We start from the raw sequence: 11,944 nt of genomic DNA, 5'->3' as shown, positions 1-11,944 counted from the left end.
TCGCCCACGACCACCGCTACCAGATGAAGAACACCCCGACCGGCAAGGTCAGCTTCACCAGACGAACGTGAGCGAACAGGTCGATCAGGCGATGAGCAGGCGAGCACCGAGGTCTGCCGCGTCGAGCTCGAGGAGATCGCGGTTCCGCTCGGTCCACAGTCCCGAGGCGAGATCCTCGCTCAGACTCCGTACAGCACGTTGCTCCGCGTCGGGCCCGACGGCGTCCCAGATCGACGTCCCGCGACGCACGCGCTCATCCAGGTAGGCCTCCGGCCGACGCCAGAACGCCTCGAAGAAGCCGTCGGCGCAGTCCCAGGGGATCGGCACCGGTTCGCTGTGGGCGCCGATCGCGGCCATGAGCTCGGCTTGCGACGCCAGGATCCTGGCGCCGCGCATGTCGGCGAACTCCGGCAGATAGTCCCGGGTCAGCCAGAACTGACCGGGGTCGCTGGTGTCGAAGAGGAAGACCACGACGCGTCGGGCCACGCGACGCATCTCCTGCAGGCCGGCGATCGGGTCCTGCCAGTGGTGCACCGTGCAGACAGCCATCGCAGCGTCGAAGGACTGGTCCGCGAAGGGCAGCCTCTCGGCAGCGGCGGACAGGCAGGGCGCCGCGTCCCGCGCGCGCTGGGAGCGCATGAGGGCGGACGGTTCCACCGCGAGGACCTGCCGGTCCGGGGGTTCGTACGAACCAGTGCCCGCCCCGACGTTCAGGACGGTTCGAGCCGGGCCGAGCGCAGCCCAGATCTGCGCGGCGATGCGCGGATCCGTGCGTCGCGTCACGGTGTAGGTGGCCCCGAGGGTGTCGTACAGCTGCGCTCTCGACATCGCACTGCCCTTCGTAGGTCGTCGGCCCAGGTCGGCGTGGTACCGCACCACGCTCTTGACGCTAGCGCCCCCGGGTTCTGGCGACATACTGGACGGGTGCCCACCGCCGTCGACGAGAAGGTCGAGTTCCTCGATGCCCCGACGGAGGGTCCGCTGCGTGGCGTCGTCGGGTCGATGGTCGGGTACCGGATGCGGGGTCAGCAGCCCACCCTGCACCGTGGCGTGCCGTCGCCGACGCTGACCTTCATCGTCAACCTCGACACTCCGATCGTCGCCGGCACCCACGGGCGCGCCGACGAGGACGGGTCCGCCCACGCGTACGACAACCTGCTGGGCGGTCTGCACACGAGCGCGGCGTACATCTTCCAGCCCGAGCGGCAGGCGGGGATCCAGCTGGCGGTCCATCCTCTGGCCGCGCGGCGTCTCTTCGGCGTCCCCGCGCGCGAGCTCGTCGAGGCCTCGAACGACGCCGCGGACGTGTTGGGGGACGGAGTCCGGCGACTGCAGCACCAGGTGGGGGAGGGACCGTCCTGGCAGCAGCGGTTCGCGACCGTCGAGCAGTACCTCCTCGACCGGGCGAGCGCCGCTCCGTCGTTCGCCGCGCCACGGACGGAGGTTGCCGCTGCCTGGCGCTGGATGGTGGCGCACCGTGGCATGGGCCGGATGGACGACCTCGCACGGCACGTGCTGCTGAGCGGGCGTCAGCTCAGCAAGCTGTTCCGCGCAGAGCTCGGCGTCCCACCGAAGGTGGTCAACCGGCTGATTCGCTTCGACCGCGCCCGGCAGGCGATCCAGGCCCAGGTCGTCACCGGTGACCCGAGCGGGTTCACCGAGGTGGCGCACGCCTGCGGCTACTACGACCACGCGCACCTGGTGCGGGACTTTCAGGCGTTCCTGGGCTGCAGCCCGACGACGTGGCTTGCCGAGGAGGGCCGAAACATCCAAGCCGGAGGCCACCACCACGGCGAAGGATTGAACGCATGAACACGACTGAGACCCAGAAGGCACCCGCACCCACCGTGTGGCCGACCCTGCAGGCCCGCGACGCCCACGCACTCATCGACTTCCTCGTCGACACCGTGGGCTTCGTCAAGACCGCCGTCTACGAGGACGGCGGCAAGGTCGCCCACGCACAGCTCGACTGGCCCGAGGGCGGCGGCATCATGCTCGGCTCGCACAAGCCGGACGGGGAGTGGTCACGCGAGCCCGGCACGTTCGGGGCGTACGTCGTGACCGACCGGGTCGACGACCTGTATGCCCAGGTGACGCAGGCGGGCGCGCGCGTCGTGCGCGAGCTCGCCGACCAGGACTACGGCAACCGGGAGTTCGCGATTGCCGACCCCGAGGGCAACCTGTGGTCCTTCGGCCCCTACCGCGGAGAACCGCGGGCCTGACCTCGGCCGTCGGTCAGACGGGTTCGGCCGCCAGCACGAAGCCGGCCAGCGGGACGACCAGCCGGCCGTCGCGGACGAACTCGCCGAGCACGTCGCGCGACTCGGCAAGGATCCGTTCCAGGTGCGCCTGGTCGAGCCGGTCCCGCAGCGGCGTCGCGTTCACCTCGGTGAGCACCATCGTCTCGATGTTCGGGAAGTAGGCCGGTCGCACGTGCTCGTGCACGGCGATCACCCGGAGCCCGGCGTCGGCGCACCGCGCCCGCATGGCGTCGGGATCACCTTCGGACCAGTACGTGCCGAGCAGCCGGACAGCATCAGGTCCGGCATGCCGGGCGACCAGCTCCACCCAGGGTCCGTACGCCGGCTGCGAGCTCAACGCGGCGAACGACTGCACGACCACCCGACCGCCCGATCGGGTCACGCGGCCCATCTCGCGCAGCGCGCCTGCCGGGTCGGGGAAGAAGAAGATCGCCGCCTGGCACGTGACGACGTCGAAGGCGTCGGCGTCGAACGGCAGCGACGCCACGTCACCCTCACGCCACTCGATGCCGGGTGCGACGCGTTCGGCGACGGCGAGCATGGCGGGGTTGAGGTCGACCCCGGTGACTCTCCCGCCCGGTGACACCTGTTCTGATGCCGCGCGGGCGACGACGCCGGTCCCGCAGGCGACGTCGAGCACGCGGGAACCCGGGCCCAGCTCGGCCGCCTCGAGCACCGGCTCCACCCACTGGCGGAAGAGAGCCGGCACGAAACGGTCCTCGTACGCCTCGGCCTGCTCGGCACTGATCTGGAACTGCTCGGTCGCCATCCACCCAGGGTGCTCCGACCGGCTGCGCGCCGGATCGGTCAATTGACCCAGGTGGCCGTCCCGGTTTCCGGGTGACAATGGCGCCATGGGGCTGAGCCGCCTCGCGGACGAGGCCGACCAGGCTGCCCGCGCGGGTGACTACGCGGCGGCCCTGGCGCTGCGCGAGCAGGCGTACGCCGTCCTCCGCGCAGACGGCGACACCCGAGAGGCGGCCCGCCTCGCGGCGTACCAGATCGCCTTCGACCACCTGGCCCTGTTCGGCAACGCCGCCGTGGCGATGGGCTGGCTGGAGCGAGGGATCCACCTGGCCGAGGAGGCCGGCGCCTGTGCCGAGGCCGGCTGGGTCGCACTCGCGCGAGCCCTGCACGCCGGCGACGCGCGCGAACGGGACCAGTGGATCGCTGCTGCGGAACGCGCCGCGGACGATTTCGGGGACAGCGACCTGGCCTTCGACGCGCTCGCCTACCGCGGCCTCACGATGGTCGAGGCCGGCCGGGTCACAGAGGGGATGCGCCGGCTGGACGAGGCGGCGGCCGCGGCGTACGGCGGAGAGGTGGCGAGCCCGACCGTCTCCGGCGAGATCTACTGCAAGCTGATGGTCGCCTGCGAGACCGTCCTCGATGTGCCACGGGCCGAGCAGTGGCACGGCGTCTTCGCGGCTCTGGAGCGAGAGCAGGACGTCGCGTGGGCCTCGGCCATCTGCCGCATGCACGTGGGCGCGATCTGGACGGTCGCGGGTCGTTGGGAGGAGGCGGAGCAGGAGCTCACCCGGTCGGTCGAGCTGTACGACGCGACCTACCGGGCCCTCCGTCCCGCCGCGTGCGCGCGTCTCGCCGAGCTCCGGGCCCGCCAGGGCCGCCTCGGCGACGCCGAGCAGCTCCTGGTGCTCAGCCGGGGCGACCGCTTCAGCATCCGCCCGGCGGCGCGGGTCGGCTGGCGACGGGCGCTGACCGACTCCGAGCGGGGTGCCACGGTGGCCGCACTCGCGGAGGCGCTCGACCAGCGCGGCAACGATCTCGCGGTCCTCCCCGACCTGGCCGCGCTGACCGAGCTCCGGCTGGCCTGCGGGCTGACCGAGGCGGCCGCGGAGTCAGCCGGCGTGGCCGCCGAGCTGGCGGCTGCGGACGTCGGGGAGGCCCTGAGGGGCTACGCCCGTCTGGCAGCTGGGCTGGTCGCGCTCAGCGACGCCGACCCCGAGGCGCGTGGCTCGCTCCGACGCGCTGCGCGGCACTTCGCTGCGGCCAGGCTGCCGGTGGAACGAGCCCGCGCCCAGATCGCCCTGGCCGAGGCGCTTGCAGCGTCCGACCCCGGTGCCGCACTCGCCGAGGCGCGAGAGGCGGCCGAGACCTTCGCCTGGCTCGGCGCGTCCGAGGAGCTCGACCGGGCATCGGCTCTGCTTCGCAGCCTCGGCGGGCGGCCGACTCCGGCGCCGCGCGCCGAGGAGCTGCTGACCGGGCGGGAGCACGAGGTGCTGGCGCTGGTCGCCGAGGGGCTCTCGAACCCCGAGATCGCGGACCGGCTGTTCCTGAGCAGGAAGACCGTCGCCCATCACGTCAGCAACATGCTCGCGAAGCTGGGGATGCGGAACCGGGCCGAGGCCGCCGCCTGGTTCAGCGCTCGTGCGACCCGATCACGCCTTGGTGAGCCGTGACCGCAGCATGGCCCGGCTGACGACCGTGCGGTCGTGGCTCTCCCGAGGTCGCGCAACGACGGTGCAGGATCGGCGTTGGCCGGCCTCGCAGACGGCCGGTCCGAGACGCGTGAGCGTCCACCGGCCGAGGGCCTGGTCCCGGCCCACGGCGACGGTCCGGGTCCAGTCAAGGCGCGGGCCCTCGAGAGCGGTGCAGGCCGCCCGGCCTCCGACGACCCGACAGAAGGACACCCCGTCGGAGGTCTGCACGAACGCCCGCGAGATGGGGTCGCCGGGGCGGAGGTCGCGGGCGGTTCGGTGCGAGCGCCAGCCGGACGAGGTCACGACGGAGCACGTCGGGCGGTCGCCGGCGTAGCCGCAGCGGGCCGGTCCAAGGCCGGTCATCAGCCAGGTGCCGTACGTCGCGGTGTTCCGCGTCGGCTTGATGCGGTCGAAGCCCCAGCTGAGGGACTCGAGGTCGAAGGGCAGGCAGGCCGACCGATCGTTCACGACGCGGCAGTACCAGACGCGGTCGTGCTCGTCGGCGAGGAAGCGCCGGCTGTTGGGCTCGCCCCAGGGCACCTCCCGCCCGGCTCGTACCGTCCGGACGCCGTCGAGGGTTCGCACCCGACAGCCGACGCGCTGGTCACGAGTGCGGCCGAGCCGCCCGCAGGCGACCGGGCCGTTCGTGGTCTGGACCACGGTGGCGTCGTCGCCGCGGAAGCGTGCGCGGAGCCGACGGTTCGCCGGTGCGGTGCCGCGCTGGGTGGCGGACCCGGCGGCGGAGACGTTGCCGGCCTCGTCGAAGGCCTCCACGGAGTAGGTGTACGACTGGCCCGGAGTGGCCTGGCGGTCGACGTACGACGGCGTGTCGGTCGTGGCGAGTGGCACACCGTTGCGCATCACCCGGTAGCCGGTGGTGCCGATGTTGTCGGCCGACTTGGTCCACGTCACGCGTGGCGCCTTCGTGGCGCCGTCGACCGAGACGTGCGCCGGCCGGTCGGGGGCGGTCGTGTCGACCGGGATCACGTCGGCGAGGTGCAGGAACTTGTCGGGCCAGCTGTGGTCGCCGGGGTAGACGGTCGCGAAGTGGAAGCCGTTGTGGCCGTCGATGTTCATCTCGGAGATGACGATGCTGCCGTCGCTGTTGACCGCTTCGACGTACGAGACGTGGCCCCGGGAGTACCAGCCGACCGCGCCGACCGCCGGAACCTCGTCCGGCTTGTGCCCGAGGCTCTTGGCGACCTTCTTCCAGTAGACGGCGCTGCCCCAGTGGCGGCCGGCGTACCAGTTGCTGAAGGCGAAGCCGTTGCGCTGGTTGAGGCGGTACGCCACCCACGAGACGCACTGGCCCTGGAAGAAGCCGAGCCCGTCGTTGATGCAGCCGCCGCTGCTCACGTTCGACTCGTCGCAGTCCGGGGCCGCCGGCCAGGGGTAGCCGAAGTCGTCGTGCGCCGCGTTGGTACCGGGCACGCCGGTCCAGACCGGCTCCTCCTTGGGGCCTTTGTCCCCGGGCTGTCCCGGCGCCGCCAGGGCAGGACCGGTGGGGAGGACGAGCAGCGCGATCAGCACCAGCAGTCCTACGAATCGTGGCATCGGGTCCTCCCCCCATGAGGAAGCGCCCGCAGGGGACGGGCGCGGAACCATGGTCAGCGGGGACCGCGAGGCGTCGGGGCGGTTTGGTTGAAGATGGCCCGAACGGACTAGACACAGCGGGACAGCGGGGCTATCGGGCGGATCGCGAACGGATACCCTGAACGGCATGACCGCTGCCCGTTCCCCCGAGGCGCCCTTCGGGCGGATGCTGACCGCGATGGCGACCGCGTTCGCCGCCGACGGCTCGGTCGACCTCGACCAGACTGCCGCGATCGCGACCCACCTCGTCGACAACGGCCACGACGGTGTCGTCGTGAGCGGGACGACGGGGGAGTCACCCACGACCTCGGTCGCCGAGTGTGGTGACGTCCTGCGCGTCGTACGCGACGCCATCGGCTCCCGCGCGAAGGTCGTGGCCGGTGTCGGCACGAACGTCACGGCGCACTCCGTCGAGCTCGCCAAGCAGGCCGAGAAGCTCGGCGCCGACGGCGTGCTGCTGGTGACGCCGTACTACAGCCGGCCGAGTCAACCGGGGCTTCTCCACCACTTCACCGAGGTGGCCACAGCCACCGACGTCCCGGTCATGCTGTACGACGTCCCCGGCCGTACCGGCACCGCCATCAGCCTGGAGACCTACGCCGCCGCCAAGGAGCTTCCGAACGTGGTGGCGATCAAGGACGCCGTCGGCGACTTCGTCCGCGGCGTCCGGCTGATCGACCTCGGTTACGCCGTCTACTCCGGTGACGACCACGCCAACCTCGGCTGGCTGGCGCACGGCGGGTGTGGCTTCGTCTCGGTCGTCGGCCATGCGGGCGGCCAGATGCTGTCGGCGATGGCCGGGGCGTGGTTCCACGGCGACCACGCCGGAGCGCTGTCGCTCTACCACCGACTCCTGCCGACGATGGACGCGATGATGAAGGTGCCCAACTACGGCGCCACCACCTCGAAGGCAGCGCTGCAGCTGCTCGGTGTCATCGACAACCGGCGCGTGCGCTCCCCGCTGGTGGAGCTCACCGACGACGAGGTGGCCGAGCTGCGCACGGGCCTCGCCGCGTCCGGCCTGATCTGACGACTCGTCACCCGACGACCACCTCATACAGAGAGCACGAGGACCCAAACATGCCCCACCCCCACCCCGAACTGTCCGCACCCGGTGAGCTAGTCCCGGGCGGGCTGCGGATCATCCCGCTCGGCGGTCTGGGGGAGGTGGGCCGCAACATGACCGTCTTCGAGTACGACGGCCGGCTGCTCATCGTCGACTGCGGCGTGCTGTTCCCCGAGGAGCACCACCCCGGTGTCGACCTGATCCTTCCCGACTTCGAGGCGATCCGGGACCGGCTCGACGCCGTCGAGGCGCTCGTGCTCACCCACGGCCACGAGGACCACATCGGCGCCACGCCCTTCCTGCTGCGCGAGCGCGGCGACATCCCGCTGGTCGGGTCCGAGCTCACGCTCGCGCTGCTCGACAGCAAGCTGCGCGAACACCGGCTGCGCGAGACCGTCCACCACACGGTGAGCGAGGGGCACCGGCTCACCTTCGGGCCCTTCGACCTGGAGTTCGTCGCCGTCAACCACTCCATCCCGGACGCGCTGGCGGTCGTGATCCGCACCGGTGCCGGCGTCATCCTCCACACCGGCGACTTCAAGATGGACCAGCTACCCCTCGACGGCCGGATCACCGACCTCCGAGCGTTCGCGCGGATCGGCGAGGAGGGCGTCGACCTCTTCATGGTCGACTCGACCAACGCCGAGGTCCCAGGCTTCACGACGTCGGAGCAGGAGATCGCGCCGGTCCTCGAGCAGGTCTTCCACGAGAGTCGGCAGCGGATCATCGTCGCGTGCTTCGCCTCGCACGTGCACCGGGTGCAGCAGATCCTCGACGCGGCTGTCGAGCACGACCGGAAGGTCGCGTACGTCGGACGCTCGATGGTCCGCAACATGGCGATCGCGCGCGACCTCGGGTACCTCAACGTCCCGCCAGGGGTTCTGGTGGACGCGAAGGAGCTGGCCGACCTCGCGCCGGAGAAGCAGGTGCTGGTCTCCACCGGGAGCCAGGGCGAGCCGCTGAGCGCCCTGAGCCGGATCGCCCAGCGCAACCACCACTTCGTGCACATCGAGGAGGGCGACACCGTCGTGCTCGCCTCGAGCCTGATCCCGGGCAACGAGAACGCCGTCTACCGGGTGATCAACGGCCTGGCGCGCTGGGGCGCCAAGGTCGTCCACAGGGGAAATGCGCTCGTACACGTCAGCGGGCACGCCAGCGCGGGTGAGCTGCTGTACTGCTACAACATCGTCCGGCCGCGCAACGTGATGCCGGTACACGGTGAGATCCGACACCTGCTGGCCAACGCCGCGTTGGCTCGGCGTACCGGCGTGCCGGACGAGAACGTGGTGATCGCCGAGGACGGCGTCGTGGTCGACCTCGTGGACGGCTTGGCGACGATCGCCGGCAAGGTCAACTGCGGCTACGTGTTCGTCGACGGATCCTCGGTCGGGGACATCACCGAATCGGACCTGAAGGACCGTCGAATCCTCGGCGAAGAGGGCTTCATCTCTGTCATCGTTGTGGTCGACTCGGTGACCGGAAAGGTGGCCGGTGGCCCGGAGATCCATGCGCGAGGTTTTGCGGAGGACGACTCGACCTTCGACGAGATCAAGCAACCGATCATCGACGCCCTCGACCGTGTGGTGGCCGAGGGCGTGGATGACGCCTACCAGCTGCAGCAGACCGTGCGGCGGGTGGTGGGCAGGTGGGTCAACCAGACGCACCGACGCCGCCCGATGATCATCCCCGTGGTCATCGAGGCTTGAGGACACCAGCCCAGGAGGACCGATGACGCGGTCGTTCGACACGTTCCGCGCGGACGTCGTACGCCGCCTCTACGAGGTGACCCGGCGCGTCAGCTCCTCGGCCGACCTCGCCGAGGTCCTGCACGAGATCGCGCAGGGCGTCGTCGAAGGTCTCGGGTACGGCGTCGCGGCCATCTCCCGGCTCGAGGGTGACACGCTGGTGATGGCGGCGGTGGCGGGCGACGACGTCGACCTCGACGACCTCATCGGACGACGGACTCCGGCCGAGAACGTCCTCGGACGCGAGTTCTCGATCGCCGACCACTGGGGCATCCTGCGGTTCGTCCCGCACGACCGGCTGCCACCTGACCAGATCGAGAGTCTCTGGGTCCCTGACCTCGAGGTCAGCGACGACCCCAACGCGTGGCACCCGCTGGACGCGCTCTACGCCCCGCTCTACTCCTCGACCGGGGAGCTGCTCGGCAACATGGCGGTCGACCTGCCCCCCGAGAACAAGATCCCGAACCAGGAGCAGCGGGAGCTGCTCGAGATGTTCGTGGTGCAGGCCGGTCTCGCGCTGGAGAACGCGCAGCGGCGCGACATGCTCAGCCGGCAGGTGCGGCTGGGGGAGGCCCTCAAGCAGCTGGCGTTGCTCGCCGGCCGGGTCGAGCTGCAGGACGCCCTGCGGGACGCTGCCGAGGCGCTCTACGCCTCGCTCCCCGTCGTGCAGGTCACGGTGCGCTGCTTCGCCGACAACGTGGACGACCACGAAGACCGTGCGGTGGGGACGCCTCACCCCGCCAGAGCCAGCGAGGAGACCGTGGGCGCGCTGCGCGCCGACCTGGTCCGGCTGGCCACCGAGGGCATCCACCGCCCCCGGGCATTCTCCGTGCGCGACCCGGACTTCGGGGGTTTCACGGCCGCCCCGAACCTGCGTGAGCAGGCCAACCGCGACGGCTGGACTCACGGCTTGGTCACCCCGGTCGGTGTCGACCGGGAGGTGCTCGGCTACCTCGTGATGCTGCGCGACGACTCCATGCCGCGGTTCGAGCCGGAGGAGGTCGACGCGGTCCACGAGGCCGGCCGGGAGCTGGGTCGACTGGTGCGGGACGTGCGGTTGCGGCGTACCGAGCGGCGGCTGCTCGCCGAGATGCGCGAGCTCGACCGCTACAAGGGTGAGCTGATCGCCACCATCTCCCACGAGCTCAAGACCCCGCTCACCTCGATCATCGGCCATACCGAGCTGCTGGAGGAGGCCGGCGTGCAGCCGACCTCGGTGAGCGCGATCTCTCGCAACGCAGCGCGGCTCGACCGGCTGGTCACCAACCTCCTCAACTACTCCCGGATCCAGGGCCGCGGTGAGCTGCAGCGGGTGCCGCTGGACCTGCGCGAGTCATGCCACGCCGCGATGGAGATGCTGAAGATCCAGGCCCAGACCGGTGGCGTCGAGCTGTCCCTGCTCGAGTCCGACACCCCGGTGCGCGTGCTCGCGGACGCCGAGGAGCTGCCGCGCGTGATCGACAACCTGTGCAGCAACGCCGTGAAGTACACCCCGCCCGGAGGCCGAGTCGAGGTCTCCCTGCACTGCAACGAGGGGATGGCGGAGGTCCGCGTCTCCGACACCGGCCTCGGGATCTCCTCCCAGGACCAGGTCCACCTGTTCTCGGCGTTCCACCGCTCCACGAACCCGCAGGCCCTGACCATCCCCGGCACCGGCCTCGGCCTGGCCATCTCACGCACCATCGCCGAGCTGCACGGCGGGGACATCGTCGTCGAGTCTGAGCTGGGCAAGGGCAGCGTCTTCACCCTCCGGGTGCCGCTCACCGAGGGTGTGTGAGGAGAGTCCCGGTCAGGAGATCGCGTCGAAGAGGTCCCTCAACATCCGTGCCGAGGTGTTCGACCAGCGCCGCTCGACTCAGCAGACGAAAGACGTCCTCGGCCCGTATTGGGTGCCTGAACCGGGCGACGAGCCCGTCCACTTCTGGTGGACAACGGCGCGCACGGTGTACGAGTTTCCGTTGCCGCAGCCGACCAACCCACCCGCGGCGCGGTCGACCGACCCGTGCCAGCCGTCGTAGTCCGCGAAGTACGAGCCGCTCCAGTACCGCCAGGTGCCGCCGACGTACCGCTGCAGCCGCACCTGCGAGGTGGCCACGCTGTAGTTCGGGTCGGGGTCGCTCACTGCGGCGTCCCAGATCCCCGAGCGCGCGCGCAGCCGGTTGTTGGTGCGGTCGACGTTGAACCAGACGCAACGGACGACCTGCTTGCCGACGCAGTTCACGCCGGTGGACTCAGTGGCTGCCTGAGCCGGCAACGGTACGACGAGCGGTGCGAGGACAAGCGTTGCCGCCGCGGCGGCTTGGGCCAGCAGGTTCATGTCTCTCCACTCGATGAGGCGACGTCCTCACGTTACCCACAGCACGTCGACTCACTCGGGCGTGCCGCGGTCGCGCCGCTGTGTATGAGGTGGCGTCACGCACGGTCGCCTACCCGGGCCGGACGCTCTGTCGAGAAGTTACGTCCCGAGCCGGCACATGCGAGAGCACACCTTGCTGCCTGCGAGGCGGGCTCTTGTCATGTCTACTCGCCGGGATGTCCGAAGTCGCCCAATACTGTGCGCAGCGGGCGGTCGTGCGGGACATGAGGGTGTGGTGCCCGCTTATCCAACCAAGGCCGTGCGAGGAACCTCCACGCGAGGACCAGAACAACGATCGCGGCGATGACGTACACCCACGTCGGCATGACGCCCTCCCATCTGCCGTTCCCGCCACGGTATGCCTGATGGAGTGCTGGCGACAGGACATGCCTCGTCGGGCGGAGGGTTCGACCAGGTCGTGTCCGAGACGGAGCGCCCCACCGTGTCCCTGATCGCTCGTGCCGATGTGCGTTCACGCGATT

Annotated in this window: 10 protein-coding genes; 6 read left to right on the top strand and 4 right to left on the bottom strand. The window is 70.7% G+C overall.

Annotated features, from left to right (window positions below):
- Window positions 1–84 precede the first annotated feature (84 nt).
- Window positions 85–828 carry a class I SAM-dependent methyltransferase gene (locus tag VFZ39_RS18940; protein WP_330867363.1) on the bottom strand — a complete coding sequence of 248 codons (744 nt, stop codon included), beginning with the start codon at window positions 826–828 and terminating at the stop codon, window positions 85–87.
- Between the two features lie 96 nt (window positions 829–924).
- On the opposite strand from VFZ39_RS18940, the gene VFZ39_RS18935 reads away from it, so the two are divergent.
- Complete coding sequence (locus VFZ39_RS18935) at window positions 925–1,812, top strand: helix-turn-helix domain-containing protein (protein WP_330867362.1); 888 nt, start codon at window positions 925–927, stop codon at window positions 1,810–1,812.
- Window positions 1,809–2,222 carry a VOC family protein gene (locus tag VFZ39_RS18930; RefSeq protein WP_330867361.1) on the top strand — a complete coding sequence of 138 codons (414 nt, stop codon included), beginning with the start codon at window positions 1,809–1,811 and terminating at the stop codon, window positions 2,220–2,222. Before VFZ39_RS18935 ends, VFZ39_RS18930 begins: the two co-directional genes overlap by 4 nt.
- Before the next feature lie 13 nt (window positions 2,223–2,235).
- Here VFZ39_RS18930 and VFZ39_RS18925 read toward each other — a convergent pair whose 3' ends face one another.
- Window positions 2,236–3,030, bottom strand: a complete 795-nt coding sequence (locus tag VFZ39_RS18925) for a methyltransferase domain-containing protein (RefSeq protein ID WP_330867360.1) — start codon at window positions 3,028–3,030, stop codon at window positions 2,236–2,238.
- A gap of 85 nt (window positions 3,031–3,115) precedes the next feature.
- On the opposite strand from VFZ39_RS18925, the gene VFZ39_RS18920 reads away from it, so the two are divergent.
- Complete coding sequence (locus VFZ39_RS18920; RefSeq protein WP_330867359.1) at window positions 3,116–4,681, top strand: helix-turn-helix transcriptional regulator; 1,566 nt, start codon at window positions 3,116–3,118, stop codon at window positions 4,679–4,681.
- On the opposite strand, the gene VFZ39_RS18915 is transcribed toward VFZ39_RS18920, so the two are convergent.
- Window positions 4,661–6,256, bottom strand: coding sequence for a CHAP domain-containing protein (locus VFZ39_RS18915; RefSeq protein WP_330867358.1), 1,596 nt, complete (start codon window positions 6,254–6,256; stop codon window positions 4,661–4,663). The genes VFZ39_RS18920 and VFZ39_RS18915 overlap by 21 nt on opposite strands.
- Window positions 6,257–6,422: 166 nt before the next feature.
- Here VFZ39_RS18915 and dapA point away from each other — a divergent pair, with 166 nt between their 5' ends.
- The 3 genes from dapA to VFZ39_RS18900 are packed head-to-tail and all read left to right on the top strand — an operon-like array spanning window position 6,423 to window position 10,883.
- On the top strand, window positions 6,423–7,325 hold the full coding sequence (gene dapA / locus VFZ39_RS18910) for a 4-hydroxy-tetrahydrodipicolinate synthase (protein ID WP_330867357.1): 903 nt from the start codon (window positions 6,423–6,425) through the stop codon (window positions 7,323–7,325).
- 50 nt (window positions 7,326–7,375) lie between these two features.
- Window positions 7,376–9,067 carry a ribonuclease J gene (locus VFZ39_RS18905; protein ID WP_330867356.1) on the top strand — a complete coding sequence of 564 codons (1,692 nt, stop codon included), beginning with the start codon at window positions 7,376–7,378 and terminating at the stop codon, window positions 9,065–9,067.
- A gap of 22 nt (window positions 9,068–9,089) precedes the next feature.
- A complete protein-coding gene (locus VFZ39_RS18900; protein WP_330867355.1) occupies window positions 9,090–10,883 on the top strand; it encodes a sensor histidine kinase in 1,794 nt (597 codons plus the stop codon).
- Window positions 10,884–10,961: 78 nt separating this feature from the next.
- On the opposite strand, the gene VFZ39_RS18895 is transcribed toward VFZ39_RS18900, so the two are convergent.
- A complete protein-coding gene (locus VFZ39_RS18895; protein WP_330867354.1) occupies window positions 10,962–11,423 on the bottom strand; it encodes a hypothetical protein in 462 nt (153 codons plus the stop codon).
- Window positions 11,424–11,944 lie beyond the last annotated feature (521 nt).

This window comes from Nocardioides sp., assembly GCF_036374615.1.
Taxonomy (GTDB): Bacteria; Actinomycetota; Actinomycetes; order Propionibacteriales; family Nocardioidaceae; genus Nocardioides.
Note: the sequence above shows the minus strand (reverse complement) of the source record. Positions and strands in the feature narration are given on the sequence as shown.